General features: G+C 44.3%; 19 protein-coding genes. 15 read left to right on the top strand and 4 right to left on the bottom strand.

The features are described from left to right. Nucleotides 1-77 precede the first annotated feature (77 nt). Nucleotides 78-1,211 carry a flagellar assembly protein FlgT gene (locus AACQ17_RS14860; protein WP_094147365.1) on the bottom strand — a complete coding sequence of 378 codons (1,134 nt, stop codon included), beginning with the start codon at nt 1,209-1,211 and terminating at the stop codon, nt 78-80. Nucleotides 1,212-1,372: 161 nt separating this feature from the next. On the opposite strand from AACQ17_RS14860, the gene AACQ17_RS14855 reads away from it, so the two are divergent. Continuing rightward, on the top strand, nt 1,373-2,008 hold the full coding sequence (locus tag AACQ17_RS14855) for a FlgO family outer membrane protein (RefSeq protein ID WP_013856244.1): 636 nt from the start codon (nt 1,373-1,375) through the stop codon (nt 2,006-2,008). 9 nt (nt 2,009-2,017) lie between these two features. Then, nucleotides 2,018-2,449, top strand: coding sequence for a flagellar assembly lipoprotein FlgP (gene flgP, locus AACQ17_RS14850; protein ID WP_017043110.1), 432 nt, complete (start codon nt 2,018-2,020; stop codon nt 2,447-2,449). Nucleotides 2,450-2,546: 97 nt separating this feature from the next. Here the strand turns inward: flgP and AACQ17_RS14845 are convergent, their stop codons facing one another. The 3 genes from AACQ17_RS14845 to flgA form a co-directional block, all read right to left on the bottom strand. Further along, nucleotides 2,547-2,972, bottom strand: coding sequence for a flagella synthesis protein FlgN (locus AACQ17_RS14845; RefSeq protein ID WP_017043109.1), 426 nt, complete (start codon nt 2,970-2,972; stop codon nt 2,547-2,549). Nucleotides 2,973-3,003: 31 nt separating this feature from the next. Then, complete coding sequence (gene flgM, locus AACQ17_RS14840) at nt 3,004-3,324, bottom strand: flagellar biosynthesis anti-sigma factor FlgM (RefSeq protein WP_013856247.1); 321 nt, start codon at nt 3,322-3,324, stop codon at nt 3,004-3,006. A 128-nt stretch (nt 3,325-3,452) separates the two neighbouring features. Continuing rightward, complete coding sequence (flgA, locus tag AACQ17_RS14835) at nt 3,453-4,199, bottom strand: flagellar basal body P-ring formation chaperone FlgA (RefSeq protein ID WP_013856248.1); 747 nt, start codon at nt 4,197-4,199, stop codon at nt 3,453-3,455. Between the two features lie 77 nt (nt 4,200-4,276). On the opposite strand from flgA, the gene AACQ17_RS14830 reads away from it, so the two are divergent. The 13 genes from AACQ17_RS14830 (at nt 4,277) to flgL (ending at nt 17,049) form a co-directional block, all read left to right on the top strand. Beyond that, nucleotides 4,277-5,203 carry a chemotaxis protein CheV gene (locus AACQ17_RS14830; protein WP_013856249.1) on the top strand — a complete coding sequence of 309 codons (927 nt, stop codon included), beginning with the start codon at nt 4,277-4,279 and terminating at the stop codon, nt 5,201-5,203. A gap of 10 nt (nt 5,204-5,213) precedes the next feature. After that, on the top strand, nt 5,214-6,041 hold the full coding sequence (locus AACQ17_RS14825; protein WP_013856250.1) for a protein-glutamate O-methyltransferase: 828 nt from the start codon (nt 5,214-5,216) through the stop codon (nt 6,039-6,041). A 266-nt stretch (nt 6,042-6,307) separates the two neighbouring features. Beyond that, nucleotides 6,308-6,703, top strand: coding sequence for a flagellar basal body rod protein FlgB (gene flgB, locus AACQ17_RS14820; RefSeq protein WP_013856251.1), 396 nt, complete (start codon nt 6,308-6,310; stop codon nt 6,701-6,703). Nucleotides 6,704-6,707: 4 nt separating this feature from the next. Continuing rightward, nucleotides 6,708-7,124, top strand: coding sequence for a flagellar basal body rod protein FlgC (gene flgC / locus AACQ17_RS14815; protein WP_010319383.1), 417 nt, complete (start codon nt 6,708-6,710; stop codon nt 7,122-7,124). 16 nt (nt 7,125-7,140) lie between these two features. Continuing rightward, nucleotides 7,141-7,848, top strand: coding sequence for a flagellar hook assembly protein FlgD (gene flgD, locus AACQ17_RS14810; protein ID WP_013856252.1), 708 nt, complete (start codon nt 7,141-7,143; stop codon nt 7,846-7,848). A 43-nt stretch (nt 7,849-7,891) separates the two neighbouring features. After that, nucleotides 7,892-9,196: a flagellar hook protein FlgE gene (flgE, locus tag AACQ17_RS14805; RefSeq protein ID WP_026027395.1), complete on the top strand. Its 1,305-nt coding sequence runs from the start codon at nt 7,892-7,894 to the stop codon at nt 9,194-9,196. Nucleotides 9,197-9,393: 197 nt separating this feature from the next. Beyond that, nucleotides 9,394-10,143 (top strand): flagellar basal-body rod protein FlgF, encoded by a 750-nt coding sequence (flgF, locus tag AACQ17_RS14800; RefSeq protein WP_026027903.1) that lies wholly within the window; start codon nt 9,394-9,396, stop codon nt 10,141-10,143. 21 nt (nt 10,144-10,164) lie between these two features. Then, nucleotides 10,165-10,953 carry a flagellar basal-body rod protein FlgG gene (flgG, locus tag AACQ17_RS14795; RefSeq protein ID WP_010319379.1) on the top strand — a complete coding sequence of 263 codons (789 nt, stop codon included), beginning with the start codon at nt 10,165-10,167 and terminating at the stop codon, nt 10,951-10,953. A 23-nt stretch (nt 10,954-10,976) separates the two neighbouring features. Then, nucleotides 10,977-11,756, top strand: coding sequence for a flagellar basal body L-ring protein FlgH (gene flgH / locus AACQ17_RS14790; RefSeq protein WP_017045947.1), 780 nt, complete (start codon nt 10,977-10,979; stop codon nt 11,754-11,756). Between the two features lie 47 nt (nt 11,757-11,803). Further along, nucleotides 11,804-12,895: a flagellar basal body P-ring protein FlgI gene (locus tag AACQ17_RS14785; protein ID WP_013856256.1), complete on the top strand. Its 1,092-nt coding sequence runs from the start codon at nt 11,804-11,806 to the stop codon at nt 12,893-12,895. 9 nt (nt 12,896-12,904) lie between these two features. Further along, the gene (flgJ, locus tag AACQ17_RS14780) at nt 12,905-13,828 is read left to right on the top strand and encodes a flagellar assembly peptidoglycan hydrolase FlgJ (RefSeq protein ID WP_013856257.1); all 924 of its coding nucleotides are present in this window, start codon (nt 12,905-12,907) and stop codon (nt 13,826-13,828) included. Between the two features lie 142 nt (nt 13,829-13,970). Further along, complete coding sequence (gene flgK, locus AACQ17_RS14775; RefSeq protein WP_017045945.1) at nt 13,971-15,845, top strand: flagellar hook-associated protein FlgK; 1,875 nt, start codon at nt 13,971-13,973, stop codon at nt 15,843-15,845. A 10-nt stretch (nt 15,846-15,855) separates the two neighbouring features. Beyond that, nucleotides 15,856-17,049: a flagellar hook-associated protein FlgL gene (flgL, locus tag AACQ17_RS14770; RefSeq protein ID WP_013856259.1), complete on the top strand. Its 1,194-nt coding sequence runs from the start codon at nt 15,856-15,858 to the stop codon at nt 17,047-17,049. Nucleotides 17,050-17,133: the final 84 nt, after the last annotated feature.

Here is a 17,133-nt window from a genome sequence, read left to right as displayed (position 1 = left end):
CTATCCTACTGAGCTACGGGAGCAAGGAGGGCTAGTTTACTCAATAATTTTGTGAAGTTAACTAGTTAAAACGAAAATTAAAGCTGTTTGTGCATAACATCGCCAATTTGTATGCTAGAGGCGAGATTTTCTTGATCAACACTCAGCTCTGCTTCGTTTTCATAGACGCGAGTAACCGTAAGGGTAATATCACTTTGAGTCACTTTATTTCGTGGTAGCCCTTTCTGATCAATGAATGAACCTGTATGCCACAACTGCAATTGGTCACCGGTTTTAACGCCATGCACACGTCCTAAATCTATCGTGATGGTATTACCATATTTAGCCACAACCTCGGGGAGAGTTATTTTACATGAAAGCTCCGATTCAAGATCGAGCATGATATTTCGGCTGACACGCAGCATCATGCTGCCAAAGGTTGAAGACCAAAAACGTGCACTGCGCGTATCTATCTGACTGGTTTTGGCGAAGGGCCATTTAGCGACTTCTCTATAATGCCTAGTCATGACTTCTTGGCCTGTTTTGCCATCAAACACTTGGATTTGCATAGCAAATTGACGGTTAATCACATCATCGGCGAGTAATTTTTGCTCTATCGTGGCAGTTAAATCGATGATGGTTCCCCCCAAAATGTACTGTGCCCCCGTGTCCTCTGCAATCATGGTTAAGCGTTCTGGGTGCTGTTTTTCAATTGCATAATCTGTGGTGCCAACCGACACAAAACTGCGAGATTCTTGATCGAGTTGACGGTTGAGTACCTGTGCAAAATCATCTCCCACACTGTAAATTTGCCCCATAACCGCCTGTTGTGGCGATGCAAGATCAATGTTACCCACTAAAAACGTTTTCTTATATTGGCTAACGTGGCAACCTGTTGCCGAAGGATAAATATCAATTCGAGCTTTAACATACATCACTCCCCGACGTGTTTTATTCTCTTCGACTAACACATAGCGTACTTCATGGTTAGTAAACTGGTACTCTTTACGGTCTGATTCCAGCAGTGGTCGCAAGTTACTGATACTACCGATGTCTGCCCCGGCAAAGTTTACCGCCTTATAGATGGCATCTTCCAATGCATTGAGGCGAGCGACTTCCTCTGAGGAAACAATGGCTGACGATCCGGTCACTTCATACCAAGCAGCATTAACGGCCTGAGAAAAGGTAATGGTGCAACATATTGAAAATAAAACAGAAATAATTTTTTTCATTGTTATTTACCAGTTGGGTATAAATTTTGCTTTTAAAATCTTAGCTGATGTAGGCAGTGCGTTTTGAAAGTGTAACAAGTTTTGAAAAGCAAAGAGTGTTCCAAGTTTTTTAATCTGAAGTTTGGAATCAAGATTGCCTCAGTATATCTGGAGATAAGAGAATGAAAAAATGGCTTTCAATAGTGCCAGCAGTTTTGTTAACTGCTTGTGCCTACGCCCCGATTTATAACGGTAAAGAGCCATACAATGGTTCACAGTTTATGCTAATGGAGAGCCCACGTCACACGTTGGACTTCTTTGTTGAAAGCATGACAGAAGATTTGATGGTGTCCAATACTAGTGTTTCTGCTCGCACTCCTATTGCTGTAACATCGTTTGTGGACCTGCAAAGTATGGACGCGACTAACTGGTTGGGTAACTCGGTTTCTGAAGGATTTATCCATCAGTTTCAGCGTCGAGGATTTAAAGTGGTTGATTTCAAAACCACAGGCTCGATTCAGGTAACGCAGCAAGGTGATTTTGCTTTCAGTCGTGACTGGAAAGACCTCGCTCAAGAGCAAGAAATCCAATACATACTGACAGGGACAATGCTTCGTCAAGAAGGCGGTGTATTAGTCAATGCTCGTGTTGTGGGAATGCAGTCTCGTGTTGTGGTTGCTACCGCACAAGGCTTCTTGCCTGCCGATCGTATTGGTCGTGATCTTGATACGCTCAACAGTATCCGTACACAAGATGGTGTGTTAATTCGCTCTGACCCTACGATTAAGCAGCCGTATACTGTTATCTTGCGTCCATAGGAGAAACCAATGAAAAAATGGCTATTACTTCTAGTGACTATCATGATGGTGGGTTGCCAGCCATTGCAAACCATGCGCGCTGATGAATGGTTGACGGCGGTAGGTTATGCCAATATCAGTGAGCAAACTGGGCGTAGTGTGGATGAAAAGCAAGTCCGTGCAATGCGTGCCTCTAAAATCGATGCTTATCGCGAACTGGCAGAGCAAGTCTATGGAATGCGAGTGAGTGGTCGTGCTGAATTACAAGATCAGCGATTGGGCACAGAGCTGACGTCGGGAGCGGTTGATGGTGTTATCCGCGGAGCAGAAGTGGTCCGCAGTTATAAGGTGGGTGACAGTTATGTCACTGAGTTACGTCTCGATATCCGTAAGATGGATAAACTGCGTGACTACGGCGAAGTTCAGCAAGTACCAGAAAAACGTCAACAAACACTCTTCTAAATCTTCCTTCTCTCCAGATCGAGAAAGCGGCAAAGTTTGCCGCTTTTCTGTTTAATTCGTTTCAGCTTAAAAGTTTAGTAGCTCAGCTGCATGTTGATTACGCTTTAATATTGGTCCCTAAAGTGGACACAGTGTGGGTTTGCCCACCAGCGTTATACGTCATGCCAATTTTTCCGTGGCTTTGCTGCATCAAATTATTGAGTTTATTAAAACTGAGTTGTGCACGTTGTAGCGCCTCACCATTAACAAGGTTTGCTTGCTGGCAATCGTGAACAATGGAACGAATTTGATCAACGATTTGCGACAGGAGTACATCTTCAGTCAGGCTCACGACATGAGGATGTTTCGCAATTCGGAGGTCAGTTTGTTGGAGTTGTCCAACTAAGGTCATCTTTTGTTTGGCAATAGCTTCGATTTCACTTGATGAACGGCTCGTAATTGCTAACTTTTCTTGTTCAAGTAGCGAAGAGAGTTCTAGTGCATTTTTCAATTGGAAATCGACTAAGTCTTTTAATACAGCCATTGTATGTTGCCTTAATTAGTCAAAAGTAGGGCTAGTTAAAACCACCCAACTCTTTTTCAAATTTAATCATATTATCAGCCAACTTTTCTGGGTCGACTCTATATGAGCCATTGGCTATCGCATCTTTAATTGCAGCGACTTTGGCACTATCAAAACTTGGCTGAGATACCATTTGGTTGTGCATTTCACCAATGGCCTTACCTTGGGTACTAAGTGATACCGCATCTTGATTTTGAGGTGAACGAGTGACCGAGCCGGATGTCGATGGAGATGCATTCGATTCAGTACGAGCATTACTACGATTTGTCGTCGTTAATGTTTGCCCCGAACGTATGTTATCAATACCTGCCATATGTGAGCCTTATTAATAATAATGGAAACCTGTACAGTCAATATCGACGGTGCTTGTGATTACTTTAGCTTTTTTTTCTGTTTCACTTTCTTAACAACGTAAACACATTTAGAAGTGTAATGAAAGCGTTAAAATTGAACCGTGACTTCGCCAATACCGGTTACTTGTGCATCTATTATACGGTTTGATTTATCATTTTTCACTTTTATCTGCTCACCAAAAATACCATCACTTAAAGCGGTTCCTTTGGTTGTGATGATCATTCCCTGCTTGACTGCTTGAATCATAACGTTTTCATTACGACATACGACGCATATATCATCTTGCTCAACGACATCGCCAATACGCATGTTTTTTTTCACTTTAGCTCCGACGATACGATTTATATCGGAAAAACCTTGTCGTCTAAAGCGGTGTAAGTCTACCATTGTAATCAAGACATCTTGCTGCGTAATTTGCTGCCCACGAGAAATGGGTACGGCAACGGTGACAAGTGGCAGTGAAATGGTCAGTCTTACAGGAACATAAATTTTCCAGTTATCTTCAATGCATTCAACCAGAACTGTGATATTACTTGCAGAACCATTACTGGATGAGGAAGAGGTCGATAACGGTGTGGGGCAGTCGGTGGCATAAATTCGGTCATCAACATTTGCCGCTTTTACGTTTAACTCCCCGCTGGGAGGCCACTCAATAGTTTCTAAAACATGTTGTTCCGCAGCTTGTTGAATGGCTTCAACTTGCGGCAAAGTGGCAGAATGAAGAGAAAAATTAAAGAAAAACAATAAAAAGCCGATAGAGAGATAAAAATTTCTATAGAAAGCTCTACACTTAGTTATGGAAAGTAGATGTAAACATATTTTTGTATGCATCATTCTGTTTCTCTGGTTTCTTCATAGCCTGTAGTAGACTACCACTTTTTTGCATAAAAGTTTGAGATGGAGATGAGCTTATGACGGGTATTCTTGATTCTGTGAATCAGCGTACGCAACTCGTTGGTCAAAACCGATTAGAACTCTTAACGTTTCGTCTAATGGGACGGCAACGTTATGGTATCAACGTATTTAAAGTTAAAGAGGTGCTCCAGTGCCCTAAGTTAACTTTGATGCCCAATTTACATCGCCTAGTCAAAGGTGTTGCTCATATTCGTGGTCAAACCGTTTCTGTCATTGATTTGAGTTTGGCCGTGGGCGGACGTCCCACCGCGGACCTTGATAAGTGTTTTGTGGTCATTGCTGAATTCAACCGATCTATCCAAGCTTTCTTGGTCAGCTCGGTGGATCGAATTGTAAACATGCACTGGGAAGCCATTCTCCCTCCACCAGATGGCTCAGGCAAAGATAACTACTTAACCGCAGTCACCAATATTGATAACGAATTGGTAGAAATTCTCGATGTAGAGAAAATTTTGGCAGAGATTTCTCCGGTTAATGAGACAATGGATTCATCGATTGGTGAATCGATCGCCCAAGTAGAAACAGAAAAAGAGATCATCCGTCGAATTTTAATTGCCGATGACTCAACCGTTGCGCGTAAACAGGTTCAAAGAGCAGTAGAATCGATAGGTTTTGAAGTCGTTGCGGTTAAAGATGGTAAAGAGGCGTATGAAAAATTGATCGAGATGGCAGCAGAAGGGCCAATTTACAATCAAATATCTTTAGTGATCTCTGATATTGAAATGCCTGAAATGGACGGCTATACATTAACAGCAGAGATACGTAGAAATTCAGATTTGAAAGATCTATACGTTATTCTTCACTCTTCACTGAGCGGCGTTTTTAACCAAGCCATGGTTGAGCGAGTGGGTGCAAACTCATTCATTGCTAAATTCAACCCTGATGAGCTTGGGAATGCGGTGAAAGCTGCACTAGTTAACTAAAGAGAAATTAATGACTGCTATAACTATAAGCGATCAAGAATATCGCGATTTCAGCCGTTTTTTGGAATCTCAGTGCGGGATTGTACTTGGAGATAGCAAACAGTACTTAGTGAGAAGTCGCTTAAGTCCACTGGTTGCTAAATTCAAGTTAACCTCTCTTTCTGACTTGTTACGTGATGTGGTTACGGGGCGAAACCGTGAGCTACGAGTTGCAGCGGTCGATGCCATGACCACCAACGAAACACTGTGGTTCCGTGATGCTTACCCATTCACCGTTTTAGCGGAACGTCTATTACCCGAGGTCGCTGCAAATAAACGCCCTATAAAAATTTGGTCAGCGGCAAGCTCTTCAGGTCAAGAGCCTTACTCAATGGCGATGACGGTGCTGGAAACTCAACAGCGCAAGCCGGGTATGTTGCCGAGCGTAGCCATCACCGCGACGGATATTTCTGCCAGCATGCTGGATATGTGTAAAGCGGGGATTTATGACAATTTAGCACTTGGCAGAGGGTTATCACCGGAGCGTCGCAAAATCTTTTTTGAGGATGCTGGTGATGGCCGAATGAAAATCAAAGATAACGTTAAGCGTTTAGTTAACTTCCGTCCTCAGAACTTAATGGAGAGCTATGCCTTATTGGGTAAATTCGATATTATTTTCTGTCGTAACGTTTTGATTTATTTCTCACCTGATATGAAGTCGAAAGTATTAAATCAAATGGCTAGTAGCTTAAACCCCGGTGGCTACTTATTGCTCGGCGCATCGGAGTCACTGACAGGATTGACCGATAAGTTTGAAATGGTTCGTTGTAACCCTGGCATCATTTATAAACTCAAATAGCCACATTCTTACGTTGAGTTACTTGCTTACGTTTAGTTACTTGCCCAGCTTTTGCTGGGCTTTTTCTTTCCCCTAATTTCGTTTTGATTGGTGAGATTTACTGAAGTTGTGGGCGACAAGTGGATAAAGCGGCGTATATTTTGCTTACATTTCGACGGATTCTTATTTAGATAAAATTGTTTTAAACACGGTTCGTTTTTTTAAGTTGGTACGTTAATTGCTTTTAATATGAGTAGTAACAGTCAGTTTTTAGTGTAGAGGCAAACATGGCTATTTCTTTTGATAACGCATTAGGTATTCACCAACACACGGTTGGTGTACGTGAGCGCAATGCTGAGGTGATTTCCACCAATATTGCACAGGCGAACACACCGGGCTTTAAAGCAAAAGGAATGGACTTTCAAAAAGCATTGCAGGCGGCAAGTTCAGGGGCAAGCATTGGTCTTAGCCGTACGGATGGTCGGCATATATCTGCCTCCACGAAAGTAACTGGCGAGAGTCTCTATCGAATTCCGACTCAACCTGATACGGGTGATGGCAACACGGTGGACGTAGATTTAGAGCGTAACTTGTTTATGCAAAACCAGATCAGACACCAAGCCTCACTGGACTTCTTAGGAAGTAAATTCAAGAACTTAACGAAAGCAATCAAAGGGGAATAAGTAGATGAGCTTATTTAATGTGTTCAATGTGACTGGTTCTGCAATGAGTGCTGAATCTGTTCGTCTAAATACGACCTCAAGTAACTTAGCCAATGCGGATAGTGTGAGTAGTTCGGCGAAAGATACTTACAAAGCGCGTCACGCGGTGTTTGGTGCAGAGTTAAGTAAAGCGCGTTATAACCGTGATCATAATGTACCTGTAAAAGTATTAGGTATTGTTGAAAGCGATAAACCGCTTAACGCAGAATATAACCCAGATCACCCACTTGCTAACGATGAAGGCTATATTTACAAGCCTAATGTCAATGTGATGGAAGAGATGGCTAACATGATTTCGGCTTCTCGTTCTTATCAAACGAACGTGCAGGTGGCTGATGCAAGTAAACAAATGCTGCTGCGCACGCTGCAGATGGGTCAATAGGATAAGGAGGTAGCGTATGGCCGGAATAAATAATATTGGTCAAAGCGGCTTGTCTTATATTGACCAGCTGAAAAGTCTTCAAGACCAAAAGAAAACAGAAGAGACAACGGGGAAGCAAGATCTTAAACAAGAAGACTTCCTATCGTTACTCACCAAACAACTGGCTCAGCAAGATCCTTTTAAACCGGTCAGTAATGACCAGATGATCGCCCAAATGGCGTCATTTGCCACAGTTGATGGTATCGGCAAAATGAACACTCAGTTTGAGAGTCTCAACTCGTCGATGACATCCAACCAAGCTCTACAGGCTTCATCACTGGTTGGCCGTGATGTGTTAGTACCGGGAGCGGCAGGGATCAAAAAAGAGGGTGCTGGGATGGCTGCGATGGTCAAACTTCCTCAAAGTTTAGAGAACTTGTTTGTCCGAATAGAGAATGAAGCTGGACAATTGGTTCGTACCTTTGATGTCGGGGCTAAATCAGCCGGTGATAATCGCGTTGAATGGGACGGTAACGATCAAAACGGTAATCCATTGCCGGGCGGCAAATACCAAGTGAAAGCTTCGGGTTTGCTCGATGGAGAAAGCAAAGAGTTTGCGGTATCGACTTACGCAAACGTCAATAGCGTTCTGCTGGGTAAAGGTGATGGTAACGTACTGCTCAATCTGGCTGGATTTACATCGCCAGTTAAACTTGCTGAAGTACTAGAAGTTGGCAAAGCGTAACTCTTTATAGAGTAGATATGCTAGCTAGATAGGAGATTTTGGAATGTCGTATATATCATTAAGCGGTTTATCCGCAGCTCAGTTAGATCTGAACACCACCAGTAACAACATTGCTAACGCGAATACCTTTGGTTTTAAAGAGTCGCGTGCTGAGTTTGGTGATGTTTACTCAACCTCATTGTTTACCAACTCCAAAACCACTCCTGGTCAAGGTGTTCAGGCGAACAAAGTGGCACAACAATTCCACGAAGGTTCCAGTATTTATACTAATAACCCGATGGACTTGCGCGTTGCGGGAACGGGGTTCTTTGCGGTTGCGAAAGATAAGCTGACGCCTCAACAAAATGAGTTGACCAGAAATGGTGCTTTCCACCTCGATAAAAATGATTACATGGTAACGTCAAATGACGAGTTTTTGCTTGGCTATGATGTTAACCCTGATACTGGTGATGTTCTTTCGTATGAGCCAAAACCTATCAATATTCCTGCTCAGTTTGGTAAACCTAAACAGACAGCCAATGTTGAACTTGGCGCGAACTTGCCAGCTAATGGTAAGTTAAAAGACCCAACCTTATTTGATATTACTGATCCTGAGACGTACAACCGTACCACCTCATCTACGATCTACGATTCGATGGGTCAGCCTTATAAGTTGACATCCTATTACCTCAAAGATCAGACGCAAGCTAACACATGGCAAACCTATTACACCGTGACGGATAAAACTGGTGAAAAACCAATCAATGTAGTTGGTGGTGATGCTACTACGCCGACGGGTCATATTGGGCATACCATGAAGTTTAATAATGATGGTACGCTAGCCAGCATGAATAATGGTCAGCAAATTGTAACCGAGCCTTTAGGTTTGGGGGCAAACCCAGTTGAACTCAACGGTGCTGATGCCAACCAAACATTGTCGTTCAGTCTCGATTCGGCTACGCAATTTGCCGCTCCATTTGAGTTGACTAAATTTGTACAAGATGGCGCAACCACGGGCTTTTTGACGAAGATCGATTTCGATGAAAATGGCAGTGTGCTAGCCACTTACTCAAATGGTCAAAATACCATTCTAGGACGTGTGGGGCTTGTCCGCGTAGCCAATGAACAAGGCTTAGATAAAAAAGGCGGTACGCAGTGGGATTCGACTCAATTCTCCGGTGATAAAATTTGGGGTGAATCAAACAAAGGCTCATTTGGTACCATCAGCAATGGTGTTATTGAACAATCCAACATTGATATGACTCAAGAGCTGGTGGATCTTATTTCTGCTCAGCGTAACTTCCAAGCGAACTCGCGTGCGCTTGAAGTTCACAATCAGCTACAACAAAACATACTGCAGATCCGTTAATTCCTTTAACGTCATCAATGGCAATACCAAGTTAGCGGCAATGTTAGCTTGGTATTGTTGCCATCTGTTCGCGGCAATCTTCGTTATATCCTCCTTATTTTTTGTACAATTGCATTTAACCTATTGATTTTTGGTTTAAATATAAGTTGGCACGTCAATTGCTTTTAATGATCGAACGATGATTATTGGAGCAGATTATGGATCGCGCACTGTTTCTCGCCATGAGTGGCGCAAAGCAAAACATGCAAGCCATGCAATTAAGAGCGAACAATTTAGCAAACGTCAGTACCACGGGGTTCCGTGCTGATTTGGCGCAAGCTCGCTCAATGCAAGCTTATGGCGAAGGGTTACCGAGCCGCGTGTTTAGCATGACAGAACGTCCGGGACATAATTTTGCGCAAGGCAGTGTCATTACCACAGGGCGCGATCTCGATATCACCATTCAAGGTGACGGTTGGATTTCCATGATGGATAAAACCGGCAAAGAGGGGTTAACCCGCAGTGGCAACCTAAGCATTGACCAAAATGGCATGCTCATAAATGGTAGCGGCCATCTAGTGCTAGATGGAACGGGCGCGCCAATCACTCTACCTATTCCATTGAGTAAAGTAGAAATCGGTAATGACGGTACTATTTCCGTTCGTCCGCAAGGCGCTCCAGCCGATGCGATGGAAGTGGTAGGCCGAATTAAACTGGTTCGACCCAATAATCAATCCCTATACAAAGATACGAATGGTTTATTTCGTGCTAAAGATCCTAATGCAGCATTCGAAGCAGATGCTAGCGTAAAGCTATTAAAAGGTGCGCTGGAAGGCAGTAATGTCAATGCGGTGGGTGAGATGACTAGCTTGATTGAGCTACAACGTCAGTTTGAAATGCAAGTCAAAATGATGAGCACCGCAGAAGAGATGGACAAATCGTCCGACTCATTACTTCGTATGAGCTGATAAGCGTTAAAGGAGATTACTATGCAACCTGCATTATGGGTAAGTAAAACCGGGCTTGATGCCCAACAAACCAATATTGCCACTATCTCAAACAACCTAGCGAACGCCTCGACTATTGGTTTTAAAAAGGGTCGTGCGGTATTTGAAGATCTGTTTTATCAAAATATTAATCAACCGGGCGGTCAATCTTCGCAAAATACCAAACTGCCAAGCGGTTTGATGCTTGGTGCGGGTTCTAAAGTCGTGGCAACACAAAAAGTGCATACCCACGGCAACGTACAAACCACGACCAATAGCCTCGATATGATGATTGAAGGTGACGGCTTTTTCCAAATCCTGATGCCAGATGGCAATATCGCTTATAGCCGCAATGGTCAATTTACCCTCAACGACGAAGGGGCGATTGTGACGTCCGGTGCTGGATATAATTTAGAGCCGGAAATTGTTATTCCACCTGATGCAATCTCTATTACTGTCGGTAATGATGGTGAAGTGTCAGTTAGGCTTCGTGGCCAGCAAAATAACCAAGTGGTTGGACAAATTACCACGGTTGATTTTATCAACCCAGGCGGTCTAGAGCCGATTGGTCAAAACTTGTATCTACCGACCGGTGCTAGTGGTGATCCACAAGAAGGGGTGCCAGGGCTTGACGGCCTCGGTGATGTTCGTCAATCCATGCTTGAAACCTCTAACGTGAACGTCACAGAAGAGTTGGTCAACATGATTGAAGCGCAACGCGTTTACGAAATGAACTCAAAAGTCATCTCAGCAGTCGATAAGATGATGAGTTTTGTGAACCAACAACTCTAATCATTAACTAAGAGAATGCTGCGATGAAACGTCTATTGAGTCTTGTATTGGTTACTGCTTTGTCTGGTTGCTCGTTAATGCCGCCACCGGTCGATACTCCTGAAGTGGTTCAAGGTACAACCGTGGTGGACGCGGTTGAAGGGGATAAGTCTGCAGAAGAAGGTTCTGGTTTACTGGACTCAATGCGTAAGCGTTCCGATCCCGTAGCCGGTGATCCTGCTTGGGCCCCTATCCACCCAAAACAGAAACCGGAACATTATGCCGCAGAAACTGGTTCACTGTTTAATTTGGCACAAATGAACAGTCTTTATGATGATTCAAAACCGCGTGGCATTGGCGATATTATTACCGTCAATCTTGATGAAAGTACTAAAGCGGCCAAGAGTGCTGATGCGGATCTATCCAAATCCAATGATGCGTCTATGGATCCACTCGCTGTCGGCGGTAAAGATCTCACTGTGGGTGATTACAATTTCTCTTATGCGTTGAAAAATGACAACAAGTTCAATGGCAGTTCTGCAGCCAACCAAAGTAACAGTATTTCTGGTTCGATCACGGTTGAAGTGATTGAAGTACTCGCCAACGGCAACTTAGTCATCCGTGGTGAAAAATGGCTCACACTGAACACTGGCGATGAATACATTCGCTTAAGCGGTACCATTCGTCCCGATGATATCGACTTTGACAACACCATTGCTTCTACTCGTATTTCTAATGCACGCATCCAATATTCAGGCACAGGCACCAATCAAGATATGCAAGAACCTGGATTCTTGGCACGATTCTTTAATGTCTCTCTGTAACGCCGGAGTTCTGGCGTAAAGAAACGTAGAAATTAAGGTACTAGACCATGAAAAAATTCACCCTGCTTGTTTTAAGTCTGTTGCTCATCGCAACCCATGCACAAGCGGCCCGTATCAAAGATGTCTCTCAAGTTGCGGGCGTGCGGAGTAACCAATTAGTGGGTTATGGTCTAGTCACTGGGCTACCGGGAACGGGTGAATCGACACCGTTCACCGACCAAAGTTTTAACGCCATGTTGCAAAATTTCGGCATTCAATTGCCGCCGGGCACTAAACCGAAAACAAAGAACGTTGCCGCCGTGATTGTCACGGCCGAATTGCCGGCGTTTTCCAAGCAAGGTCAAAGTGTCGATGTCACCGTTTCTTCTATCGGCTCTGCTAAAAGTTTACGCGGCGGCACTCTAATGCAAACCTTCCTTAAGGGGTTGGATGGTCAAATTTACGCCGTGGCCCAAGGTAATTTAGTGGTCAGTGGTTTTAGTGCCACCGGTGCTGATGGTTCTAAAATTGTCGGCAATAACCCAACGGTTGGCCTGATTTCAGGCGGCGCTATGGTGGAACGCGAAGTACCAACACCTTTTAGCCGTGGCGATTTTATTACCTTCAATTTGCTTGAATCTGACTTCACCACAGCGCAACGTATGGCAGATGCAGTGAATAACTTCTTAGGCCCAGAGATGGCGACCGCGGTTGATGCAACGTCAGTACGTATCCGTGCACCGCGAGATGTTGGGCAGCGCGTCGCGTTTCTTTCTGCAATCGAAAATGTTGAGTTTGATCCAGCGGATGGCTCAGCCAAAATTATCGTTAATTCTCGAACTGGTACCATTGTTGTCGGCCAGCATGTGCGCTTAAAACCTGCTGCGGTGACACACGGCGGTATGACTGTTGCCATTAAAGAGAATTTGAATGTCAGTCAGCCCAATGCGTTAGCGGGTGGTCAGACAGCTGTGGTGCCTAATAGCCAAATAGAAGTGTCTGAAGCACAAGGTAAAATGTTTAAATTTGAACCGGGTTTGACCTTGGATGATTTAGTGCGCGCGGTCAACGAAGTGGGCGCAGCCCCTTCAGATTTGATGGCGATTCTGCAAGCATTGAAACAAGCAGGCGCGATTGAAGGCCAACTGATCATTATCTAGGAGAGGAAGATGATTAATAATCCCAATGATATTGGCTTTATTCATGATATTGCTAGCTTAGATAAGCTACGTCAGCAAGCGAAAACCGGCGATAAAGAAGGCGAGTCAGCGGCGCTCAAGGCCGCAGCCAAACAGTTTGAAGCGATTTTTACCTCAATGTTGTTCAAATCGATGCGCGACGCCAATGCCGATTTTAAATCTGAGATGTTCAACAGCCAAAACGAAGATTTCTATCGACAAATGCTTGATGAACAAATGTCGAGCGAGCTCAGTGCCTCCGGTTCTTTAGGGCTTGCCGATATGATTGTGGCGCAGCTCAGTCAGGCTAACGGCACCTCGAAAAACGATCCAGCAATAACCGACCCGACGCAAGATGGTTTCCAAGAAGCCATGCGCCGTATAGAACGCAGTAACAACCGCCGCCTCTCAACGCAAGAGACGATCGAACCTAGCAAGGTCGAATCGAGTCGATTTGATTCGCCGCAAGCGTTTGTGGCTTCAATGAAACCTTATGCTGAAAAAGCAGCGCGGGCATTAGGTGTTGACTCTTCACTGCTACTTGCTCAAGCGGCATTAGAAACCGGATGGGGACAAAAAGTTGTTCAAAATGCTCGTGGTAGCAGTAATAACTTATTCAACATCAAAGCGGATAAAAGTTGGTTAGGTGAGAAAGTGGCGACGCAAACTCTTGAATATCATGATAATACACCCGTGATGGAAAAAGCTGCGTTCCGTTCTTATGGAAATTATCAAGACAGTTTTAATGACTATGTTCGTTTTCTCAATGACAATCCCCGCTACACCGTGGCGCTGAACCATAATGGCAGCGATGAGTCTTTCATTCGTGGCCTGCACGCTGCTGGTTACGCGACGGACCCGTACTATGCTGAAAAAGTGCTGAGAGTAAAATCTCAAATTGAAGCAATGGAATAACCCCTCTAAAGCCAGCCTTGCTGGCTTTTATCTTTCCTTTATTTTGTCTAACCTCCTCTTTAAAACTCCTTTGGCATACATATTGCAATTACTAACTTAGATATTCAGTAACCACTGATTTGATTAGGTTTTCGGGGGCAGTATGGCGTCGGATCTTCTGAATCTAGGTACCCAAAGTGTACTTACCGCTCAGAGACAACTCAGCACCACAGGTCATAACATTTCTAATGTTAATACAGAAGGTTACAGCCGTCAGTCTGTGATCCAAGGGACCAATACGCCTCGCCAATACGGTGGTGAAACCTACGGTATGGGCGTACATGTGGAAAAAGTTCGCCGCTCATGGGATCAATTTGCCGTTAATGAATTAAACCTATCTACCACCAGCTTTTCTTTTAAGCGTGACGACGAAGAAAATTTAGACATGCTTTCAAAGTTATTGTCGTCAGTGGCCTCGAAAAAAATCCCTGAAAACTTAAACGAATGGTTTGATGCGATTAAAACCCTCGCCGACAGCCCGAATGATGTAGGTGCGCGTAAAGTTGTACTTGAGAAAGCGGATCTGATCACTCAAAACATGAATGATTTTCACGAAAATATTCGCCGCCAATCTGATGCGACCAACAAAGGGCTAGATGTTGCCGTTGAGCGTATTAACCAATTGGCGCTTGAGCTGCGAGATTTACAACGCTTAATGATGCGCACTCCTGGTCCTCACAATGACTTAATGGACCAGCATGAAAAATTGGTGGCTGAGTTGTCTGAATACACCAAGGTCACCGTGACGCCACGTAAAAATGCTGAAGGGTTTAACATCCATATCGGGAGCGGGCACACGCTCGTCTCAGGTACAGAAGCCAGCCAAATGAAGATGGTTGATGGTTATCCTGATGTGAGTCAGCGCCGCTTGGCCATGATTGAAGGCAAAGGGATCAAGACCATTACCACTGAGGATATTGGCGGTAAGTTAAGTGCGCTGTTTACGATGCGAGATAAGCACATTCCTTACCTAATGGATGAACTTGGCCGCATGGCAACATCTTTCTCTTATGAAGTTAACAAGTTGCAATCACAAGGCTTGGACTTACGTGGCAATGTGGGAAGAGCGTTGTTTACGGATGTGAACTCTGAAGTCAATGCCCGCTCGCGAGCGATCATCGCTGGCAATTCAAAAGCCGATATGGCGGTCTATATCGAAGATACTTCAGCGTTGAAAAGTGGTGAATACTCCCTACAGTACAACGGCAGCAATTATACCGTATTAAAGCCAACGGGCGAGCGGGTTAACGTTCCGGTCGTTGGCAGCAGTTTATTTTTAGATGGAATGCGAGTTGAGATTCGCAACGCCCCTCAAGCAGGGGAGCGCATATTGCTGCGTCCAACGCGTAATGGTGCCGCTATTATGAAAATGGCGACCAACGATCCGACAGCCATTGCCGCACAAAGTTATGAAGCCTCCACCACTTTTGCCCAAGGGCAGGCAAAATTTAATATTTTATCGGCAGGTGGGTTGCGTGAATTTGAAGTGGTGATCTCACCAACGGGCGATCAATTTGCGGTCACGGATACCAAAGGCAACGTGCTGCTAGAACCACAGGCCTACCCACCATCGAATTCGATTACTGTGCTTGGTACAACGTTTGAATTGACGGCTGGCGCGCTACCCAATGATAAATTTACGGCAAACCTTGTCCCCTCAGAAGGTGATAACGGCAATTTACGTAAGATGCAGCAAATTCAAACGGAGAAAAAACTCAACGACGGTGAAACGACCGTGCTCGGGGTTTATCACGATCTCAATACTGATTTTGGTTTGCAGCTGGCCACCGCGTCACGCTTAAGTGACGTGGCCAGGCTTGAAAAAGAGTCAGCGCAGGAGCGCATTGCGTCCATTTCCGGAGTCAACCTTGATGAGGAAGCCGCGAACATGATGAAGTTCCAACAAGCTTATATGGCTTCCTCACGCATCATGCAGGTGGCTAATGATACTTTCAACACGATTTTGCAGCTGAGATAGGAGGCGATAAATGTTAACCAGAATATCGAGCTTCCATAACTATCAATCGGTGCAAAACGATATGCGCCGTCAAGAATCAAAGATCCATCATAACCAAGCGCAGCTAGCGTCGGGTAAGAAGTTGCTTTCGGCCAGCGATAGTCCATTAGCCACTCATTACATCCAAAAAGTAGGGCAGCAAGAAGAGCAATTACGCCAATATCTTGATGCAATCGTGCTGGTTCGAAACCGCTTAGAACATCAAGAAGTAATCATTGCCAATGCGGAAAGCTCGACCGATGAGGCAAAGCGTACGGTCATGGAAATGATTAACGGCTCATTCTCTCCAGAAGATAGAGAAGCGAAAGCGCGTGAGCTGCAAGAGATGTTCAACAACTTAATTGAACTAGCAAATACGCAAGATGAGTCCGGTAACTACATGTTTGCTGGAACCAAGCCGAAGAATCAGCCTTTCTTTAGAGATAATGCCAGTAACGTGACTTATTCCGGCGATGATTATCAGCGCAAAATGCGTATCTCCAACAGCTTAGAGATCCCGTTCAATAATCCGGGTAATAAAGTGTTTATGGAGATTGATAACCCGTTTGGTAACTACGAACCAAACTATCAATTAAACGAAGGTTCAGAGTTACTGCTCGAGCGCGCAACCAATTTAGACTCGAATGATACATCGCGCTATACCGTGACATTTGTTGATATGGCTAACGGCAAATATGGTTACCAATTAGAGAAAGATGGCAGCGTGGTACAGGCCGATGAGTTTGATCCACAAAAAGGCATTCGATATCAAGATCTGACGGTGCACGTAAAAGGGCAAATTTCGAAAGGTGATGTGTTAAGCCTAGAGCCGCGTTCAACCTTTACCTTATTTGATAGCTATAAAGATGCGATTGAGCTCTCGCAAGGCTCCGTCTCGGATGCGTCGACGACAGCGAAACTGCACCAAATTACGGAAGAGTTTCATGCCGCCTTTATTCATCTCAATAAAGTGCGTACTGATGTCGGTGCACGCTTGAGCACTTTAGATATTCAACAAGAACAGCATGAAGATTTCAAAATCAGTTTAGCGAAATCAAAAAGTAACTTTGAAGATCTCGATTACGCAGAAGCGGTGATTGAATTTAATGAAAATTCACGTGCGTTGCAGGCTTCACAACTGGCTTTTGGTAAAACGAAAGATTTGACCCTTTTCAACTATATCTAATCTTCAATGCCTTATGTGCTAAGCCATATGCGCGAAGAGTGGTAATGTGTTGAAAAATTGGCCTGGAAATTGCTCATCTATTAT

It is taken from the genome of Vibrio sp. V10_P2A27P122 (assembly GCF_963874335.1).
GTDB lineage: Bacteria > Pseudomonadota > Gammaproteobacteria > Enterobacterales > Vibrionaceae > Vibrio > Vibrio anguillarum.
This window is presented reverse-complemented; position numbering and strand designations above follow the sequence as displayed.

Coding starts and splice junctions, on each gene's coding strand:
- flgE (WP_026027395.1), top strand. CDS start 7,892: ATGTCGTATATATCATTAAGCGGTTTATCCGCAGCTCAGTTAGATCTG.
- flgF (WP_026027903.1), top strand. CDS start 9,394: ATGGATCGCGCACTGTTTCTCGCCATGAGTGGCGCAAAGCAAAACATG.
- flgL (WP_013856259.1), top strand. CDS start 15,856: ATGTTAACCAGAATATCGAGCTTCCATAACTATCAATCGGTGCAAAAC.
- flgC (WP_010319383.1), top strand. CDS start 6,708: ATGAGCTTATTTAATGTGTTCAATGTGACTGGTTCTGCAATGAGTGCT.
- flgA (WP_013856248.1), bottom strand. CDS start 4,199: ATGATGCATACAAAAATATGTTTACATCTACTTTCCATAACTAAGTGT.
- AACQ17_RS14825 (WP_013856250.1), top strand. CDS start 5,214: ATGACTGCTATAACTATAAGCGATCAAGAATATCGCGATTTCAGCCGT.
- flgH (WP_017045947.1), top strand. CDS start 10,977: ATGAAACGTCTATTGAGTCTTGTATTGGTTACTGCTTTGTCTGGTTGC.
- AACQ17_RS14855 (WP_013856244.1), top strand. CDS start 1,373: ATGAAAAAATGGCTTTCAATAGTGCCAGCAGTTTTGTTAACTGCTTGT.
- AACQ17_RS14845 (WP_017043109.1), bottom strand. CDS start 2,972: ATGGCTGTATTAAAAGACTTAGTCGATTTCCAATTGAAAAATGCACTA.
- flgK (WP_017045945.1), top strand. CDS start 13,971: ATGGCGTCGGATCTTCTGAATCTAGGTACCCAAAGTGTACTTACCGCT.
- flgM (WP_013856247.1), bottom strand. CDS start 3,324: ATGGCAGGTATTGATAACATACGTTCGGGGCAAACATTAACGACGACA.
- flgP (WP_017043110.1), top strand. CDS start 2,018: ATGAAAAAATGGCTATTACTTCTAGTGACTATCATGATGGTGGGTTGC.
- AACQ17_RS14830 (WP_013856249.1), top strand. CDS start 4,277: ATGACGGGTATTCTTGATTCTGTGAATCAGCGTACGCAACTCGTTGGT.
- flgB (WP_013856251.1), top strand. CDS start 6,308: ATGGCTATTTCTTTTGATAACGCATTAGGTATTCACCAACACACGGTT.
- flgG (WP_010319379.1), top strand. CDS start 10,165: ATGCAACCTGCATTATGGGTAAGTAAAACCGGGCTTGATGCCCAACAA.
- AACQ17_RS14785 (WP_013856256.1), top strand. CDS start 11,804: ATGAAAAAATTCACCCTGCTTGTTTTAAGTCTGTTGCTCATCGCAACC.
- flgD (WP_013856252.1), top strand. CDS start 7,141: ATGGCCGGAATAAATAATATTGGTCAAAGCGGCTTGTCTTATATTGAC.
- flgJ (WP_013856257.1), top strand. CDS start 12,905: ATGATTAATAATCCCAATGATATTGGCTTTATTCATGATATTGCTAGC.
- AACQ17_RS14860 (WP_094147365.1), bottom strand. CDS start 1,211: ATGAAAAAAATTATTTCTGTTTTATTTTCAATATGTTGCACCATTACC.